15 protein-coding genes are annotated in these 17,128 nt (G+C 73.1%); 8 read left to right on the forward strand and 7 right to left on the reverse strand.

Going from position 1 to position 17,128, the window contains the following annotated elements; translation table 11 throughout:
- Positions 1-22: 22 nt before the first annotated feature.
- The 3 genes from ACGWYJ_RS10720 to ACGWYJ_RS10730 are packed head-to-tail and all read right to left on the reverse strand — an operon-like array spanning position 23 to position 2,855.
- Positions 23-877, reverse strand: coding sequence for an IclR family transcriptional regulator (locus ACGWYJ_RS10720; protein ID WP_395105645.1), 855 nt, complete (start codon positions 875-877; stop codon positions 23-25).
- Positions 878-903: 26 nt separating this feature from the next.
- Positions 904-2,412: a carboxylesterase/lipase family protein gene (locus tag ACGWYJ_RS10725; protein ID WP_395105646.1), complete on the reverse strand. Its 1,509-nt coding sequence runs from the start codon at positions 2,410-2,412 to the stop codon at positions 904-906.
- A 38-nt stretch (positions 2,413-2,450) separates the two neighbouring features.
- Positions 2,451-2,855, reverse strand: a complete 405-nt coding sequence (locus ACGWYJ_RS10730) for a hypothetical protein (RefSeq protein ID WP_395105647.1) — start codon at positions 2,853-2,855, stop codon at positions 2,451-2,453.
- A 57-nt stretch (positions 2,856-2,912) separates the two neighbouring features.
- Here ACGWYJ_RS10730 and ACGWYJ_RS10735 point away from each other — a divergent pair, with 57 nt between their 5' ends.
- Positions 2,913-3,686 (forward strand): cyclase family protein, encoded by a 774-nt coding sequence (locus ACGWYJ_RS10735; RefSeq protein ID WP_395105649.1) that lies wholly within the window; start codon positions 2,913-2,915, stop codon positions 3,684-3,686.
- A complete protein-coding gene (locus tag ACGWYJ_RS10740) occupies positions 3,683-5,404 on the forward strand; it encodes a thiamine pyrophosphate-binding protein (RefSeq protein WP_395105650.1) in 1,722 nt (573 codons plus the stop codon). The genes ACGWYJ_RS10735 and ACGWYJ_RS10740 overlap by 4 nt, the downstream gene beginning before the upstream one ends.
- Here ACGWYJ_RS10740 and ACGWYJ_RS10745 read toward each other — a convergent pair.
- The gene (locus ACGWYJ_RS10745; protein WP_395105651.1) at positions 5,401-6,654 is read right to left on the reverse strand and encodes a nitrate/nitrite transporter; all 1,254 of its coding nucleotides are present in this window, start codon (positions 6,652-6,654) and stop codon (positions 5,401-5,403) included. The two genes, ACGWYJ_RS10740 and ACGWYJ_RS10745, sit on opposite strands and share 4 nt — an antisense overlap.
- Before the next feature lie 268 nt (positions 6,655-6,922).
- Between ACGWYJ_RS10745 and ACGWYJ_RS10750 the strand changes: the two genes are divergently transcribed.
- On the forward strand, positions 6,923-7,765 hold the full coding sequence (locus ACGWYJ_RS10750) for an MIP/aquaporin family protein (protein ID WP_395105652.1): 843 nt from the start codon (positions 6,923-6,925) through the stop codon (positions 7,763-7,765).
- A 77-nt stretch (positions 7,766-7,842) separates the two neighbouring features.
- The gene (glpK, locus tag ACGWYJ_RS10755; RefSeq protein ID WP_395105654.1) at positions 7,843-9,360 is read left to right on the forward strand and encodes a glycerol kinase GlpK; all 1,518 of its coding nucleotides are present in this window, start codon (positions 7,843-7,845) and stop codon (positions 9,358-9,360) included.
- Positions 9,361-9,370: 10 nt separating this feature from the next.
- Here glpK and ACGWYJ_RS10760 read toward each other — a convergent pair whose 3' ends face one another.
- Complete coding sequence (locus ACGWYJ_RS10760; protein ID WP_395105656.1) at positions 9,371-10,348, reverse strand: Gfo/Idh/MocA family protein; 978 nt, start codon at positions 10,346-10,348, stop codon at positions 9,371-9,373.
- Positions 10,349-10,498: 150 nt separating this feature from the next.
- On the opposite strand from ACGWYJ_RS10760, the gene ACGWYJ_RS10765 reads away from it, so the two are divergent.
- Together ACGWYJ_RS10765 and ACGWYJ_RS10770 are read left to right on the forward strand one after the other, a co-directional pair.
- On the forward strand, positions 10,499-11,335 hold the full coding sequence (locus ACGWYJ_RS10765; protein ID WP_395105658.1) for a serine protease: 837 nt from the start codon (positions 10,499-10,501) through the stop codon (positions 11,333-11,335).
- Positions 11,336-11,393: 58 nt separating this feature from the next.
- The gene (locus ACGWYJ_RS10770) at positions 11,394-13,238 is read left to right on the forward strand and encodes a transketolase (RefSeq protein WP_395105660.1); all 1,845 of its coding nucleotides are present in this window, start codon (positions 11,394-11,396) and stop codon (positions 13,236-13,238) included.
- A 55-nt stretch (positions 13,239-13,293) separates the two neighbouring features.
- Here ACGWYJ_RS10770 and ACGWYJ_RS10775 read toward each other — a convergent pair whose 3' ends face one another.
- Both ACGWYJ_RS10775 and ACGWYJ_RS10780 read right to left on the reverse strand, forming a co-directional pair.
- The gene (locus tag ACGWYJ_RS10775; RefSeq protein ID WP_395105662.1) at positions 13,294-13,614 is read right to left on the reverse strand and encodes a DUF6343 family protein; all 321 of its coding nucleotides are present in this window, start codon (positions 13,612-13,614) and stop codon (positions 13,294-13,296) included.
- Positions 13,615-13,617: 3 nt separating this feature from the next.
- Entirely contained in the window at positions 13,618-14,061 is a 444-nt protein-coding gene (locus ACGWYJ_RS10780) for a YbhB/YbcL family Raf kinase inhibitor-like protein (protein WP_395105664.1), read from the reverse strand.
- 240 nt (positions 14,062-14,301) lie between these two features.
- On the opposite strand from ACGWYJ_RS10780, the gene paaZ reads away from it, so the two are divergent.
- Positions 14,302-16,332 (forward strand): phenylacetic acid degradation bifunctional protein PaaZ, encoded by a 2,031-nt coding sequence (gene paaZ / locus ACGWYJ_RS10785; RefSeq protein WP_395105774.1) that lies wholly within the window; start codon positions 14,302-14,304, stop codon positions 16,330-16,332.
- A 106-nt stretch (positions 16,333-16,438) separates the two neighbouring features.
- Complete coding sequence (locus ACGWYJ_RS10790) at positions 16,439-17,107, forward strand: helix-turn-helix domain-containing protein (RefSeq protein WP_395105666.1); 669 nt, start codon at positions 16,439-16,441, stop codon at positions 17,105-17,107.
- Positions 17,108-17,128 lie beyond the last annotated feature (21 nt).

Consider the following 17,128-nt stretch of genomic DNA (forward strand, 5'->3'; position numbering starts at 1 on the left):
ACCTTTGCCAATGCCGCGCAGGTCAGGCTATGGGACTTCCATCCAGCGGAAACCCTCTGCGGGACGGTCCCGAGGCGGGCCGCGTGACCGGGCCCGATGGCCGCGCCTCCAGACGGTGGCCGTGCACGGCCGACGTCGGCTGCCGCGCCGCGCGCGGCGATCCCAGCGCCCGCGAGATGCCGCGCGCCGCGGCCCGCACCGCGGGGGCCAGCACCCGCCAGTCGTAGCCCTCCGACGGCACCACGATCGACACCGCGGCCTCCACCTTGTCGTCCGGTCCGAAGACCGGGGCCGCCACCGACAACGCGATCAGCTCCACCTGCCCGTCGCTGACCGCCAGCCCGGTCCTGCGCACCTCCGCGAGGGCGCGGCGCAACTCGGCGCCCGTGGAGATCGTCTTCTCGGTGAAGCGGGGCAGCGGGCCCTCGATCGCGCGTTCCTGCACCTCCGGGTCGGAGTGGGCGAGGATCGCCAGGCCCACACCGGTCGCGTGCGCCGGGAAACGCCCCCCGACCCGGGTGAACACGTGCACCGCGTCCCGTCCGGCGATCCGCTCCAGGTACAGCACCTCCAGGCCGTCCAGCACGGCGAGCTGCACGTTCTGGTGCGTGGCCTCGTACAGGTCCTCCAGGAACGGCATCGCGGTCTCGCGCAGCCCCAGCCCGCGCGGTGCCAGGGCCGCGACCTCCCACAGGCGCAGGCCGATCCGGTAGATGCCCTGCTCGTCGCGTTCCAGCGCGCCCCACCTGGTCAGCTCGCCCACCAGCCGGTGGGCGGTCGCGGGCGGCAGGCCGGTGCGCCGGCTGATGTCCGACAGCGACAGCGCGGGGTTGGACGGGGTGAACGCGTCCAGGATCCCGAGCACCCGCGCGGTCACGGACGGACGCGATGCGCCGGACGCCATCACCGCAGCGCGTCGAAGCGGTGATCGGCCCAGAGCCGGCGGGACGCGGCCTCGGCGCCGGGAACGTCCGCCGTCTCCACGTCGAAGACGCGGGTGAGGTCGCCGCCGTCGGGCTCGTGCGCCGGCCAGCCGGGATCGCCGGTGGAGGCGAACGCGGTCCACGCCGTGCGGAACCGCCGCGACAGCGCCTCCGCCTCCGGCGGCGCCGCGTCGCCGAAGACGATCAGGCCGATCCAGCCGTCCAGCGTCCCGAAGGTCAGCGGGACGTCCAGCCCGTGGCAGGACCTGAGCAGGCCGCCCATGGCGGGGCTCGGCCAGGTCAGCTCGTAGGCGTGGACGGTGCCCCCCGCCCTGGCGTGCGCGGCGGCCAGGTGCGCGGTGGGCATCCGGAACAGCCAGTCGGAGACGACCAGGGAGTACAGCTCGTCGAGGTCGGCGTCCGGATGGCCGGAGCGGTAGACGCTCTCGGCGCCGGCCGGGGCCAGCGTCTCCATCGTCCACGCCAGCAGCTCGTCGGTGATCGTCCCGAACTGCTCGCGCAGCGCCATGAACAGGCGGTACTCGTCGCGGGTGTACCCGGCGATCAGCGGCACCCCGCGGGTCGCGCCGCGCTCGGCCGCCGCCCACGGGGACTCGGGCAGCACCTCCCCGTCGACGACCGGGCCGAACGGGATGGCCGACGGGGCCGGTGACCCCCAGGGCGCGCGGTCGTTCATCGCCCGCGCCATGGCCGCGTCGGTGGCGCGCAGGAGGTCCTCCGGCGCGGCCCCGGCCAGGTCGTCCAGGGTGGGGCGCCTGCCGAGCTCGCCGGCGATGCTCTCGGCGGCGCGCCGCGCGAAGGAGGGGGTGAAGAACGGCCCGGGAAGGCTCTGGATGATCGCGCGGCCGAACAGGCCCCGGGCGGACGGCATCGCCAGCAGCGCGGCGATCGAGCCCGCGCCCGCGGACTCCCCGAACACCGTCACGGCCGCCGGGTCGCCGCCGAACGCGGCGATGTTGTCGCGCACCCAGCGCAGGGCGGCGACCTGGTCGAGCAGGGCGCGGTTGGGGGGCGCGCCCTCCACCAGCCCGAATCCCTCCATGCCGAGCCGGTAGTTGAAGGTCACCACCACGACGCCCTCGGTGGCCAGCGGGGTGCCGTCGTAGTCGGGCTGGTCGGACGAGCCGATCATGTAGCCGCCGCCGTACAGGTACACCATCACCGGCAGGCCGGAGCCGCCCGCGTCGGGCGTCCACACGTTGACGGTCAGGCAGTCCAGCCCGTCGGCGGACGACCAGGAGGAGGGCATGCCCAGGCCGCCCTGCGGCGGGCGGGGCCCGAACGCGGTGGCGTCGCGGGTCCCGTCCCAGGGGCCGGGCGGCCGGGGAGCCAGGAAGCGGTCGGCTCCGAACGGCGCGGCCGCGAACGGGATGCCCTTGAAGGCCGTCACCGAACCGCCGGCGGGGCCGGCCGCGTGGCCCCTCACCCTGCCTGTGGCGATCTTCACGGTCGGTTCGGTGACGCTCACGACTCGGCCTCCTCGCGGCCCGAAGGTGCGGGCTCTCGTCAGGACACGCGCGTCCTGGCCACGGCGGCCGCCACCGCGCGGAACGCGGTCTCGGTCTCCTCCTCGCCGAGCACCGTGGCCAGCGTCGACGTGACGATGACCACCTGGTGTTCGGGCGAGACGTAGAGCTTCTGCCCGGCCAGGCCGCTCGCCATGTAATCACCGTTCGTCCCGAGCCACCAGTGCAGGCCGTAGCCCTGGTTGAACGGCGCCGAGGGCGTGGTGGACTCCTTCACCCACGCCTCGGGCACCACCTGGCGGCCGTTGGCGCGTCCTCCCCGCAGGTAGAGCAGGCCGAAGCGGGACACGCCATCGTAGCCGCAGCCGGACAGGTCGGGCAGGTACGACTTGCGCGGTGTCGCCTGTAGCAGGTCACACGGCGGGACCGGTACGTTCGGGATCACCGCGGCGAGGCGCCGACGGCCCGTTCAGTCGCGCATCTGGGGAAGGGAAACGACGCTATGCCCGTGCTCAACGACCTGCTCGCCGCGCTCGCCGACGGCTCGGTCGAGGTGGTGGACCTGACCGCGCCGCTGTCGGAGTCCACGCCGATCCTGCACCTGCCCGAGCCGTTCGCCAACACCGTGCCGTTCTCGCTGACCGAGATCAGCCGGTACGACGACCGCGGGCCCGCCTGGTACTGGAACGACATCCGCACCGGCGAGCACGTCGGGACGCACTTCGACGCGCCCGTCCACTGGGTGACCGGGCGGGAGCGCGAGGACGTGTCGCAGGTTCCGCCGCGCCGCCTGGTCGCGCCCGCCGTGGTGCTGGACGCCTCCGCGCACGCGGCGGCCGACCCCGACTTCCTGCTGGAGATCGACCACGTCCGGGACTGGGAGAAGAGCAACGGGCCGCTGCCCGAGGGCGGCTGGCTCCTGTACCGCACCGGCTGGGACGCCCGCTCGGGCGACGGCGACGCCTTCCTCAACGCCGACGAGACCGGGTCGCACACCCCCGGCATCTCCGCCGAATGCGCGCGGTGGCTGGCCGAGGAGACCCCGCTCCAGGGGCTCGGGGTGGAGACCGTGGGCACCGACGCGGGCGCGGCGCACTCGTTCGACCCGCCCTTCCCCTGCCACTCCTACTTCCTGGGCGCGGGCAAGTACGGCCTCACCCAGTTGCAGAACCTGGAGCGGCTGCCCGTGCGCGGCGCGGTGCTGGTCGCGACGCCGCTGCCGATCGTCGGCGGCTCCGGCAGCCCGGCGCGCGTGCTGGCCCTGGTCGAGCGATGACCCAGCCGGTCATCACGGTCGCCGAGGCGGTGGGCGGCGCGATCGCGCGCCTGGGCGCCCGCACCGTCTTCGGCGTGGTCGGCAGCGGCAACTTCCACGTCACCAACGCGCTGGTCGCCGGGGGCGCCCGGTTCGTGGCGGCACGGCACGAGGGCGGCGCCGCCACGATGGCCGACGCGTACGCGCGGGTGTCCGGCGGCCTCGGCGTGCTGTCGGTGCACCAGGGGCCGGGGCTGACCAACGCGCTCACCGGCATCACCGAGGCCGCCAAGAGCCGCACCCCGCTGCTGGTGCTGACCGGGGAGGTGGCCTCCGGCGCGGTGCGCTCCAACTTCCGTATCGACCAGGCCGCCCTGGCCGCCGCGGTCGGCGCGGTCCCCGAGCGGGTGCACTCGCCGCGGACCGCGCTGGCCGACGCGGCCCGCGCCTGCCGCACGGCGGTGGCCGAGCGCCGCACGGTGATCCTCGGCCTGCCGCTGGACGTCCAGGCCGCCGAGTACACCGGGCCGGAGCTGATGAGCCGTCCCGTGGTGCCGCCCGGCCAGGCCGCGGCGGCGTTCGCCGGGCCGGGCCAGGTGCCGTTCCTGCCCGTGCCGCCGCCCGCGGCGATCGCCCGGCTCGCCTCGGCGCTGGAGTCCGCCGAGCGGCCGGTGTTCATCGCCGGGCGCGGCGCCCGGCTCAGCGGGGCGCGCGGCCCGCTGCGGGAGCTGGCCGCGCGGTGCGGCGCGCTGCTGGCGACCTCGGCGGTGGCGCGCGGCCTGTTCAAGGGCGACCCCTACGACCTGGACGTCAGCGGCGGGTTCGCCACCCCCACCGCCGCCGAGCTGATCGCCGGCGCCGACCTGCTGGTGGGCTGGGGCGCCTCGCTGAACATGTGGACGATGCGGCACGGGACGCTGGTCGGGAAGAACGCCACCCTGATCCAGGTCGACCTGGACCCCGCGTCGCTGGGCGCGCACCAGCCCGCCGACCTGAGCCTGACCGGCGACGTGGCCGAGACCGCGCGGGCCGTCCTGGCGGAACTGGACGCGCGCGGCCGGGCGGGCGGCGAGCCGGGGCCGGGCTACCGGTTACCGGAGGTGGCCGGACGGCTGGCGCGCGAGCGGCGCTGGCGCGATCACCCCTATGACGACGCGTCCGACGGGTCCCGCATCGACCCGCGGACCCTGTCGATCGCCCTGGACGACCTGCTGCCCGCCGAGCGCACCGTCGCCGTCGACTCCGGCAACTTCATGGGCTACCCCGCGATGTACCTGGACGTCCCGGACGGCGACGGCCTGGTGTTCACCCAGGCGTTCCAGTCGGTGGGGCTGGGCCTGGCCACCGCCGTCGGCGCGGCGCTGGCACGCCCCGACCGTCTCACCGTCGCGGCGCTGGGCGACGGCGGCGCGCTGATGTCGATCTCCGAGCTGGAGACCGCGGTGCGGCTCGGGCTCGGCCTGCTGGTGGTCGTGTACGACGACGAGGCGTACGGCGCCGAGGTGCACCACTTCGGCCCGGACGGGCATCCGCTGGACACGGTGACGTTCCCGCCCGCCGACCTGGCGGCGATCGGGCGGGGCTTCGGCTGCGACGCGGTCACCGTCTCCCGGCGCGAGGACCTGGCCGGGGTGGCGGACTGGCTGGCCGGGCCGCGCGACCGTCCGATGGTCGTCCACGCCAAGGTGACGAGGAACGCCCCGTCCTGGTGGCTGGAGGACGCCTTCCGCGGCCACTAGGCGCGTTCGCCGCGCGCCCGTGGTTCGGCGGGCTCCCGGCGGCCGGGCGGCCGCCGGCCCGGCGCGGCCGCTCCGGCCAGCGCGGCGGCCAGCGCCGCGACGGCCAGGATCAGCAGCCCGATGAGGTAGGAGTCGGTGAGGACCTGGGCGGCGCCCATCAGCACCGCCATGACCAGTCCGGTCAGCACGGCCGCCGCGGTGGCCAAGCCGGTGGTCACGCCCAGGTCCCGCGGCTCGACCATCTGGGTCATCAGCGTGCACGCCGCCCCCGCCGCCAGCCCGAGCGCGAACGCCAGCAGGACGAACGTGATGGTCGCCGCGGCGCCCGCGTCCGTGTCCAGCGCCGCGGCCAGCGTGAGGGCGGCCGCCGCCCCGAACCCGGCGATCAGCACCGGGCGAGGGCCGAACCGGTCGCCCAGGTATCCGCCGAGCGGGCGCGCGGCCACCGCGGCGACCGCGAAGGCCCCGGCGTGCACGACGGCGTCCCGCGGCGCGGTGCCGTGGACGTTGCGGAGATAGGCGGGCAGGTAGATCACCATGGCCAGGAAGCCGCCGAACGCCAGCGCGTACGGGGGCCACACGCGGCGGGTCGCCTCCCGCTCGCGGGCGTAGCGCACCCGTTCCCAGACCACCTCGTCGGTGGTGCCCATGCCAGGGGCGTCCCGGCTGCACAGCAGCGTCACCACCCCGGTGACCAGCAGGAGAGCCGCCAGGAACAGGAAGGTGGCGGTGCGGCCGATCGCGCCCACCAGCGGCGGCGTCGCCAGTGCCGACAGCGCGACCCCGCCCGTGGCCGCGCCCACGATCCCGGTGACCAGCCCGCGGCGGGACGGCTCGAACCAGGCGGCCACGGCGGGGACCGCCACCGCGAGCGCCGTGCCCGCCGCGCCCAGCACGAGCGCGCCCGCCACCATGAACGTGAACGAGTCGTCCATGAACGCCAGATACAGGGTGGGGAAGAACGCCAGGAAGCTGACCACGGGGAACATCGTGTGGCCGCCGTGCCTGTCGGTCATGGCGCCGATCGGCACGGCCCCGAACGCCCCGGTCAGCAACGGCACCGCCACCAGGACGGTCCGCTCGGCCCCGGTCAGCTCGATGTCGGAGATCTCCGCCGGTCCCAGCGGGGCGATCATGGTCCAGGCCCAGGAGTTGATCAGGACGGTCCAGCAGGCGAGAAGCAGGAGCCCCCACCGGCCGCGCGCCGAGGTCCCGGCCTCCGTGGCCCCGTGTGCGGTCGTCGCCGCCATGACCCACCCCCAAAGAATTCAATACCCGCAGCAGCGGTTCTCTCGGCCATGAATCGCCCGTGGCTGGGCACACTGTCGATCGTGGCTCGCCGCCACGGGAGACGTGCCCGCCACGCACGGCCAGTACCCGGATCGGCGTCCGTGATGCGCACGGACCGTGACAGCGCCGCGACGGGATTTGTCGCGACTTGCTGGTTGACCCGATTTGTCCCGTCTACTTACGTTCGCGGCAGTTGTGTCTCAAGTCACACCGCCCCGAGGAGGAGAGATGGCGGAACGACTGAGATTTCCTCCGCTGGCCAAGGAGATGGCCGCGGAGTTCGCCGGCACCCTGATCCTGATCCTCTTCGGTGTGGGGGTGGTGGCGCAGGTCATCGCGGGTTCCGGCCTGACCGACGGCGCGCTCGGCGACCACGACAGCATCGCCTGGGCGTGGGGCATCGGCGTGACGCTCGGCGTGTACGTCGCCGCGCGGATGACCGGCGGCCACATCAACCCGGCCGTCACCGTCGCCCTGGCGTTGTTCAAGCGGTTCCCCTGGAACAAGGTGGCGCCGTACGTCCTGGCGCAGACGGCCGGCGCGTTCGTGGCGGCCCTGTTCGTCCGGTGGAACTACACCGAGGTGCTGGCCGCGTTCGACCCCGGCCACACCATCAAGAGCCAGCTGGTCTTCAGCACCCTGCCGGGCAACGGCACGCTGCCGGTCGGCATGTGGGGCGGCTTCCGCGACCAGGTCATCGGCACCGCGATCCTGCTCTTCCTGGTCATGGCGCTGACCGACCTGCGCAACAACCCCCCGCTCGCCAACCTCACCCCGTTCATCATCGGGCTGGTGGTGGTGGGCATCGGCATGGCGTGGGGCACCGACGCCGGGTACGCGATCAACCCCGCCCGTGACCTCGGGCCGAGGCTGGCGCAGTACCTCACCGGATACGGCGGCGCGTGGCGCGACCAGCACGGGGACCTGTACTTCTGGGTGCCGATCGCCGGACCGCTGATCGGCGGTGCCATCGGCGCCGGGCTGTACCTGTTCCTGATCGGCCGCAACCTGCCGCCGCCGGAGGAGACGCCGGCGGAGGAAAAGGAGACCAAGCCCGAGTACGAGCCGTGACCCGCCCCGCGGCGTGAACGTCCCCGGCCGGCGCCCGGCCCGGCGCCGGCCGACCACGGCAGGAAGGGAGTGGCCGCATGGCCGACTTCGTCGGAGCGATCGATCAGGGCACCACCAGCACCCGGTTCATGATCTTCGATCACGGCGGGAACGAGATCGCCCGCCACCAGCTGGAACACGAGCAGATCCTGCCCCAGGCCGGCTGGGTGGAGCACAACCCCACCGAGATCTGGGAGCGCGCCCGCGCGGTGACCGAGACCGCGATGAACAGCGCCGGGCTGCACCATTCCGACCTGGCCGCCCTCGGCATCACCAACCAGCGGGAGACCGCGGTCGTGTGGAACCGGCGCACCGGCCGCCCGTACTACAACGCGATCGTGTGGCAGGACACCCGCACCGACCGCATCGCCTCGGCGCTGGAACGCGACGGCCGCGGCGACGTCATCCGGCAGCGCGCCGGGCTGCCCCCGGCGACCTACTTCTCCGCCGGCAAGGTCCAGTGGATCCTGGAGAACGTGGACGGCGTCCGCGAGGACGCCGAGCGCGGCGAGGCGCTCTTCGGCAACGTCGACACCTGGCTGCTGTGGAACCTCACCGGCGGCCGTGAGGGCGGCGTGCACGTCACCGACGTCACCAACGCCAGCCGCACGATGCTGATGGACCTGGAGACCCTGGACTGGGACGACGAACTGCTGTCGTTCTTCGGCATCCCGCGCGCCATGCTGCCGGAGATCAAGCCGTCGTCCGCGCCCGAACCGTACGGAGTGACGCTGACCAATGGGCCGCTGCACGGCGAGGTGCCGCTGACCGGGGCCCTCGGCGACCAGCAGGCCGCCACCGTCGGCCAGGTGTGCTTCGCCGTCGGGGAGGCGAAGAACACCTACGGGACGGGCAACTTCCTGCTGCTCAACACCGGCAACGAGCTGGTCCGGTCCAAGGCCGGGATGCTCACCACCGTCTGCTACCGCTTCGGCGACGCCGCGCCGGTGTACGCGCTGGAGGGGTCGATCGCGGTGACCGGGTCGGCGGTGCAGTGGCTGCGCGACCAGCTCGGCATCATCTCCACGGCGGCGCAGAGCGAGTCGCTGGCCTCGCAGGTGGAGGACAACGGCGGGGTGTACTTCGTGCCCGCGTTCTCGGGGCTGTTCGCCCCGTACTGGCGTTCGGACGCCCGCGGCGTCATCGTCGGGCTGTCCCGCTTCAACACCAACGCCCATCTCGCCAGGGCCACCTTAGAGGCGATCTCGTACCAGTCCCGCGACGTCGCGGAGGCGATGCGGGAGGACTCGGGCGTCTCGCTGCCCGTCCTCAAGGTCGACGGCGGTGTCACCGCCAACGACCTGGCCATGCAGATCCAGGCGGACGTGCTGGGCGTCCCGGTGTCCAAGCCGGTCGTCGCCGAGACCACGGCGCTCGGCTCCGCCTACGCCGCGGGCCTGGCGGTCGGGTTCTGGTCCAACACCGACGAGCTCCGCCGGAACTGGAACGAGGACCGCCGCTGGGAACCCCAGTGGTCGGAGGAACAGAAGGAGGCGGCCTACGCCGGCTGGAAGAAGGCCGTCGAGCGCACCTTCCGCTGGCTGGACGTGGACTGAACCGGCCGGGTCATGCGTGCCGTGTGAACGAGGCGGCGACCTTGTCGATCACTTCGAGGACGGCCACCGACTCCGCGAGCGGCAGCCGCGGCGACTCGGTGAGGCCCTGGCGCAGGCAGCGCGCCACCTCCTCGGCCTGGTAGGTGAAGCCGTTCCCCTCCAGCTCCACGGTGAAGGTCTCGGGGTCGCGCCCCTCACGCGTGAGCGTCATGGCGGAGGGCTTGTAGAACGGCGACGCCAGCTCGATGCGGCCCTTGGTGCCGACCACGGCGGCGGTGTGCGGTGAGAACCCCATCAGCCCGCAGTGCAGCAGCGCCACGGCGCCGGACTCGTAGCCCAGCAGCATCCCGGTGTTGGCGTCCACGCCGGTGGGCGCGGGCGCGGACACCGTCTGCACCGTGCTGGGCGGGCCCAGCAGCGGCCAGGTGATCGACAGGACGTAGCAGCCCAGGTCGAGCAGCGCGCCCCCGGCCAGCTCGGGCGCCCACATGCGGTGGGCCGGGTCGTACGGCGGCGCGATGGAGAAGTCGGCGTAGATGGCCGAGACCTCACCGATCGCGCCGTCGGCGACCAGCCCGTTCATGCGCCGCACCAGCGGGCTGAACCGTGTCCACATGCCCTCCATCATGAACAGGCCGCGGGCGCGCGCCACCTCCGCCAGCCGCCGCGCCTCGTCCGCGGAGACCGTGAGCGGCTTCTCCACCAGGACGGCCCGTCCCGCCTCCAGGCACAGCCTCGCCGTGTCGGCGTGCGCCGAATGCGGGGTGGCGATGTAGACGACGTCCACGTCCCGGTCGGCGGCCAGCTCGGCGTAGGAGCCGTGCGCCCGCCCGATGCCGTGCCGCTGGGCGAAGGCGGTGGCGGTCTCCGGCGTGCGGGACCCCACGGCGGCGACCTCGTGGCCGTCCAGGCGCAGCAGGTCGGCCGTGAAGACCTCGGCGATCGCGCCCGTGCCCAGGATTCCCCAGCGAATCGGCTCATCGGTCATAGCGGACATCGTAGGACCGCCTGCCGAACGGGGTGGTGTGGTTGCGTCTCGTGCCATGTGACGGCATGATGACGCTGCGGATCGGATCGGCTCCGCAGCGTAGCTCACGCCCTATCTCCACGCTCATGCCTCACGCCGGGGAGGACACTGATGGCCGGACGCCTGGCCGCCGCGACGCTCGCCTGCACCGTGGGCGCCGTCCCGCTCCTGACGTCCGGTACGGCCTCGGCCGCCGTGCCGGTGGTGAGCGGTCCCTTCGCCGGGACGGTCGCGCTGAGCAACTGCTCGGGCTCCCTGGTGCGCGGCCCGTGGACGCGGGACGCCGACAGGGCGCTGGTGCTGACCAACGGGCACTGCCTGGAGACCGGGATGCCCCCGGCCGGAAAGGTGATCGTCGACCGCCCCTCGTCCCGGGCCTTCCGGCTGCTGGCCCCCGGCGGCGACCACGACCTGGGCACGCTCACCGCCACCAGGATCGAGTACGCCACCATGACCGACACCGACGTGACCGTCTACCGCCTCCGCTCCACCTACGCCCAGATCCGCCGCAAGTACGGGATCTCCGCGCTGCGGCTCTCCGACACCCGCCCCCGGGCCGGGACGCGGATCCGGGTGGTGTCCGGCTACTGGAGGAAGACCTACTCCTGCGGGCTCGACGGTTTCGTGTACCGCATGCGTGAGGCGGGCTGGACGTGGAAGGACTCCCTTCGCTACACGTCCGAGTGCGCCACCATCGCGGGCACCTCGGGGTCGCCCATCCTGGACGCCCGCACCCGCCAGGTCATCGGCGTCAACAACACCGGCAACGAGGACGGCGAGCGCTGCACCCTGAACAACCCGTGCGAGGTCGCCCGGGACGGCACCGTCACCATCCGGAAGGGCATCGGCTACGGCCAGCAGACGTACCTGCTGGCCCGCTGCCTGGGGCGTGGCAGCGACGTCGTCCTCGGCGGCTCGTGCCGCCTGCCCCGTCCCGCGTCCCGCTAGGCGGGGTGTTTGGGGGTATTGGTCGCATTCCTTCCCCTATGCCGGGTAGGGGCCGGGCATGGACCAACATGAGCTGCGCGAACTCGGGCAGAGGCTGCGCGTGGACGCCGTCCGCGCTTCCGGCGCCGCCGGGTCGGGGCACCCCACCTCGTCGATGTCGGCGGCGGACCTGATGGCGGTCCTGCTCGCCCACCACCTGCGCTCGGACTTCGAGGCCCCCTCCAACCCCGCCAACGACCGGCTGATCTTCTCCAAGGGGCACGCCTCGCCCCTGCTGTACGCCCTGTACGCGGCGGCCGGTGCGATCAGCGACGAGGAACTGCTGACGTTCCGCAAGCTGGGCAGCCGCCTGGAGGGCCATCCCACGCCGCGCCTGCCGGGAGTGGACGTGGCCACCGGGTCGCTGGGCCAGGGACTTCCCGTCGGCGTGGGCATGGCCCTGACGGCCAAGCACCTCGACCAGCTCCCGTACAGGGTGTACGTGCTGTGCGGCGACAGCGAGATGGCCGAGGGATCGGTCTGGGAGGCCGCCGAGCACGCCGGCTTCGAGAACCTGGACAACCTCTGCGCGATCATCGACGTGAACCGGCTGGGGCAGCGCGGCCCCACCCGGCACGGCTGGGACACCGGCGCCTACGCCGCCCGCTTCGGCGCGTTCGGCTGGCACACGATCGAGATCGACGGCCATGACGTGGACGCGATCGACGACGCGTACGCGGAGGCCGCGGCGACCGGCGGACGCCCCACCGCGATCATCGCCCGTACCGAGAAGGGGCACGGCGTGGCCGCGGTCGCCGATCAGGAGGGCCGGCACGGCAAGCCGCTGCCGGACACCGAGGAGGCGGTCGCCGAGCTCGGCGGGCGCCGCCACATCACGGCCGAGCCGCGGCACCCCGAGTCCGCGCCCTGCTCCCGTCCGCTGGACCACGGCACCTTCCACCCTCCCCGGTACGAGAAGGGCGAACAGGTCGCCACGCGCAACGCCTACGGCGAGGCGCTGGCCGCCCTGGGCGACGCGCGCGGGGACGTGGTCGCGCTGGACGGCGAGGTCAGCGACTCCACCCGGTCCGCGATGTTCGCCAAGGCGCACCCGGAGCGGTTCTTCGAGATCTACATCGCCGAGCAGCTGATGGTCGCGACGGCCGTGGGGATGCAGGCACGCGGCTGGATGCCGTACGTGTCCACCTTCGCCGCGTTCCTGACCCGGGCCTACGACTTCATCCGGATGGCGGCGGTCAGCCGCGCCGACCTCAACCTGTCCGGCTCCCACGCGGGCGTCGCGATCGGGCAGGACGGTCCGTCCCAGATGGGCTTGGAGGACCTGGCGGCGCTCCGCGCGGTGCACGGCAGCACCGTCCTGTACCCGTGCGACGCCAACCAGACCGCATGGCTGGTCGGCGAGATGGCCGGGGCGTCCGGCATCCGGTACATGCGCACCACCCGCGGCAAGACCCCGGTGATCTACGGGCCGGACGAGCGCTTCCGCATCGGCGGCAGCAAGGTACTCCGCGCCACCGAGAACGACGAGGTCACCCTGGTCGGGGCCGGGGTGACCGTGCACGAGGCGCTGAAGGCCGCCGCCCGCCTGGACGTCGCCGGCATCCCCGCCCGGGTGATCGACCTGTACTCGGTCAAGCCGGTGGACGTGGACACGCTGCGGGAGGCCGCCGAGGTCACCGGCCACATGGTGATCGTCGAGGACCACTGGCCCGAGGGCGGCCTGGGCGACGCCGTGATGAGCGCGTTCGCCGACGGCTGGGCCCCGCCCCGCGTGATCCGCCTGGGCGTACGGGACATGCCCGGCTCGGCCACCCCGGAGGAGCAGATGGCGGTGGCGGGCATCGACGCCGACGCGATCGTCGCGGCGGCGCACGACATGGTCGACCTGGCCGCCCTGCCCTGATCGGCGGCGCTCGGGCGGCTCGCGCCGGCCTCCGGCGGGGGCGGCGGCGCAGGGCTCAGACGCGGAAGCGCCGGGTGATCACGATCAGGTCGGTCAGCGCGATCAGGGCGAGCACGGCGCAGATCCCCGCGGCGACCGCGGCGCCCGTGCTGTCGTCCCGGGCCGACACCAGGGAGAACAGGACCGCCGCCACCACGCCCGACACCAGGGCGATCGACGACATCACGGCGCGCAGCCGCAGGGGGCTGCGCGCCGTGAGCGGTTCCGTCCCGGGCGGCTGCCGGTGATGCGGCGGCCCCTCCGCCCGTTGCGGCTCCCCATGGGGTTGCTCATGGGGGCCGGGTGTGGGCTCGGGGTCGTGCGAGGGGCCTGTCATGGTTCACCGTCCGTAGAGGCCGACGAGCGTGCCGGTCGCCACGACGGTGCCGTCCTCGGCGTCCCTGAGGTCCTCGATGGAGAACCCCTCTTCGAGATTCGTCGGCTCCGACAGCCCGTAGAGACGGAAGATGTAGCGGTGCGGCTCGTCCCCCTTCGGCGGGTGCGGGCCACCGTACCCGGGCGTCCCGTAGTCGTTGCGTCCGACCACGGCCCCGGTGGGCGTGTCGCCCTCGGCGATCTCGGTGGTGTCCGGCGGGATCCCGGCGAGGAGCCAGTGGACGAAGGTGCCGCTCGGCGCGTCCGGGTCCTCGCACACCAGCGCGAGCTCCACCACGTCCTCGGGCGGTTCGGACCACTCCAGCGGCGGCGAGAGGTCCCCGTTGGCGTGCGAGTACTCGGCCGGGATCTCGGTGTGGTCGTTGAAGGCCGGACTACGCAGCGTCATGTGCTCCATGGTGTTCCCGTGCCCGCTCAGCCCACGGGAATGCAGCCGCGTCCCGGATGACCGCCTCGGGGACGAACCCGCGGACGATCGCGGTCTTCACAAAGAATCCCGCCGGGACCTGTCATCTCTGCGACGCATGGATCGGCGGGATCGGTGAAAGGCTGGACCGTGGACGCCCGTCCGGTGCGGCCGGTGCCGGGCGGCGTGCGAGCGAGGCCGGACGAGGAGGTCCCTGTGGTCATGTTGCGCAGCTTCGTGTCGGGTGCCTGGGAACTCCCGGTGGGGGAGGGGACGCCGCTGCCGGACGCCGTGACGGGGGAGGAGGTCGCCCGGGTCTCCACGGCGGGCATCGACCGCGGGGCGGCCCTGGAGTACGGCCGCAAGGTCGGGGGTCCCGCGCTCCGCGAGCTGACCTTCCATCAGCGGGCGGCGCTGCTGAAGGCGCTCGCCTCCTACCTGCGCGAGCATCGGGACGAGTTGTACGCGCTGTCGTCCCGTACGGGTGCGACGCTGGGTGACTCGAAGTTCGACGTGGACGGGGGCATCGCGGTCCTGTCGGCGTACGCCAGCAAGGCGAGGCGCGAACTTCCCAACGACACCGTGTTCGTGGAGGGCGACGTCGAGCCGCTCGGTAAGGGCGGCACGTTCGTGGGACAGCACCTGTGCACGCCACTGCCGGGGGTGTCCGTCCAGATCAACGCGTTCAACTTCCCCGTCTGGGGGCCCTTGGAGAAGCTCGCGCCCGCGTTCGTCGCCGGGATGCCGAGCCTGATCAAGCCCGCGAGCCAGACCGCCTACCTGACCGCCCGGCTGGTCGAGCTGATCGTCGAGTCCGAACTGCTCCCCGAGGGCTCGGTGCAACTGCTCTGCGGGGACGCGGGCGACCTGCTCGACCACCTCACCGAGCAGGACGCGGTCTCGTTCACCGGCTCGGCCGACACCGCGCGCAGGCTCCGCGCCCATCCCGCCATCGTGGGCCGCTCCGTCCGGTTCAACGCCGAGGCCGACTCGCTGAACTGCTCCGTCCTCGGCCCGGACGCCACGCCCGGTACGGCCGAGTTCGACCTGTACGTCAAGCAGCTCGTCGCGGAGATGACGGTGAAGGCGGGGCAGAAGTGCACCGCCATCCGCCGCGCGTTCGTCCCCGAGGCCCTGGTGGACGAGGTCGCCGAGGCCGTGCGGGCACGGCTGGCCGAGGTCGCCGTCGGGAACCCCGCCAACCCGGACGTGCGGATGGGCGCGCTGGCGAGCCTGGGCCAGCGCGAGGAGGTGCGCCGGTCGCTGAAGCCGCTGCTGGACGCGGGCCGCCTGCTCTTCGGCGACCCCGACCGGGTGGAGGTGGTGGACGCCGACGCCGAGCGCGGCGCGTTCATCTCGCCGATCCTGATCCGCGCCGAGGACGCGGAACGGGCCGAACCGCACGAGGTGGAGGCGTTCGGCCCGGTGAGCACGCTGCTGCCGTACCGTGACGCGGCGCAGGTGGTGGAGCTGGCGGCGCGTGGCCGTGGCAGCCTTGCCGGTTCGGTGGTCACGGCCGACACCGGCTTCGCCCGTGAGGTCGTCCTGGGCCTGGCCCCCTGGCACGGTCGTGTGCTCGTCCTCAACGAGGAGGACGCCAAGGAGTCCACTGGGCACGGATCGCCCCTGCCGCCCCTCATCCACGGTGGCCCCGGGCGCGCCGGTGGCGGGGAGGAGATGGGCGGCATCCGGGGGATCGTCCATCACATGCAGCGCACCGCCGTGCAGGCCGGGCCCGGCATGCTGACCGCCCTGACCGGACGCTGGGTTCCTGGGGCCGAACGTACGGTCACTGACGTCCACCCGTTCCGTAAGCACCTCGAAGAGCTGCGCGTGGGTGACACCGTCGTCGCCGGTCCCCGTACGGTGACCCTTGAGGACGTGGAACGGTTCGCCGAATTCACAGGGGACACGTTCTACGCCCACATGGACGACGAGGCGGCCAAGGCCAACCCGTTCTTCGGCGGTCGGGTAGCGCACGGCTACCTGGTGGTGTCCTTCGCCGCAGGACTGTTCGTCTCGCCCGAGCCCGGGCCCGTCCTGGCCAACTACGGCCTGGAGAACCTGCGGTTCCTCACCCCCGTCTACCCGGGAGACGAACTGACGGTCACCTTGACCGCCAAGCAGATCTCCCCGCGAGATGGCGCCGATTACGGCGAGGTGCGGTGGGACACCGACGTCACCAACCAGGACGGCAAGTCCGTTGCCAAATACGACGTCCTCACCCTTGTGGCCAAGCGCCCCACGGGATGAGGGGGCGTCATCTAGGCGTCCTTAGGTTGTACCCTCGTTCGGTATAGCGAACATCACCTGGGCCTGGGCGCCCCAAGCCCAGGCCCAGGGGGACGAGGGAGGACGCATGGTGGACAACGCCGGCCCGGACACAGGCGGCGAGGACGCCGGTCCGGAGCCGCGCCCCGGGTCGGTGCGCGACATGCTGGCCGCCAACCTGCGGCGCGCCCGTACCGAACGGGGCCTGTCCCTGTCGGAGCTGTCCCGCCGCTCCAGGATCGGGAAGGCGACGCTCTCCCAGTTGGAGTCCGGGTCGGGCAACCCCACCATCGAGACGGTGTTCAGCCTGTCCAGAGCCCTGGAAGTGGCGATCTCCGACCTGCTGGACCATGACCGCCCGTCCGGCCCGACCGTCGTGCGCGCCGCCGACGTCGAGGTGCTGCGCGGCGCCGGCGTCGACCTGCGCCCGCTGCGCGGCATCGAGGCGGGCGACGCGATCTTCGAGGTGTACGACCAGGTGGTGCGGGCCGGCGCGCGTCAGGACTCGCTCGGCCATGCCGGCACCGAGCACACCATCGTGCAGGCGGGACGGCTCGGCGTTCGGGTGGACGACCGGTACCTGGAGCTGGGGCCGGGGGACTATGTCGCTTTCGACGCCGCGCGGTCGCACTCGTACACCGCTCTGGAAGGCCGGGTACGCTCGGTCCTGCTCCTGCAATACCGCTCTGACCAGCGACTTCACTCCTCGGCCTCGGGCGCGGCCTGCCTGGCGGGCACGGCCGGGCGGGAGCGCTGAGCGGGCGCGTTGACAGGACGC

Source organism: Actinomadura sp. SCN-SB (assembly GCF_043906805.1).
Lineage (GTDB): Bacteria > Actinomycetota > Actinomycetes > Streptosporangiales > Streptosporangiaceae > Spirillospora.

Excerpts from the sequence above, each read along its gene's own strand:
- ACGWYJ_RS10790 (WP_395105666.1), top strand. The coding sequence starts at position 16,439 with ATGGTGGACAACGCCGGCCCGGACACAGGCGGCGAGGACGCCGGTCCG.
- ACGWYJ_RS10775 (WP_395105662.1), bottom strand. The coding sequence starts at position 13,614 with ATGACAGGCCCCTCGCACGACCCCGAGCCCACACCCGGCCCCCATGAG.
- ACGWYJ_RS10735 (WP_395105649.1), top strand. The coding sequence starts at position 2,913 with ATGCCCGTGCTCAACGACCTGCTCGCCGCGCTCGCCGACGGCTCGGTC.
- ACGWYJ_RS10750 (WP_395105652.1), top strand. The coding sequence starts at position 6,923 with ATGGCGGAACGACTGAGATTTCCTCCGCTGGCCAAGGAGATGGCCGCG.
- ACGWYJ_RS10760 (WP_395105656.1), bottom strand. The coding sequence starts at position 10,348 with ATGACCGATGAGCCGATTCGCTGGGGAATCCTGGGCACGGGCGCGATC.
- glpK (WP_395105654.1), top strand. The coding sequence starts at position 7,843 with ATGGCCGACTTCGTCGGAGCGATCGATCAGGGCACCACCAGCACCCGG.
- paaZ (WP_395105774.1), top strand. The coding sequence starts at position 14,302 with ATGTTGCGCAGCTTCGTGTCGGGTGCCTGGGAACTCCCGGTGGGGGAG.
- ACGWYJ_RS10780 (WP_395105664.1), bottom strand. The coding sequence starts at position 14,061 with ATGACGCTGCGTAGTCCGGCCTTCAACGACCACACCGAGATCCCGGCC.
- ACGWYJ_RS10740 (WP_395105650.1), top strand. The coding sequence starts at position 3,683 with ATGACCCAGCCGGTCATCACGGTCGCCGAGGCGGTGGGCGGCGCGATC.
- ACGWYJ_RS10765 (WP_395105658.1), top strand. The coding sequence starts at position 10,499 with ATGGCCGGACGCCTGGCCGCCGCGACGCTCGCCTGCACCGTGGGCGCC.
- ACGWYJ_RS10745 (WP_395105651.1), bottom strand. The coding sequence starts at position 6,654 with ATGGCGGCGACGACCGCACACGGGGCCACGGAGGCCGGGACCTCGGCG.
- ACGWYJ_RS10770 (WP_395105660.1), top strand. The coding sequence starts at position 11,394 with ATGGACCAACATGAGCTGCGCGAACTCGGGCAGAGGCTGCGCGTGGAC.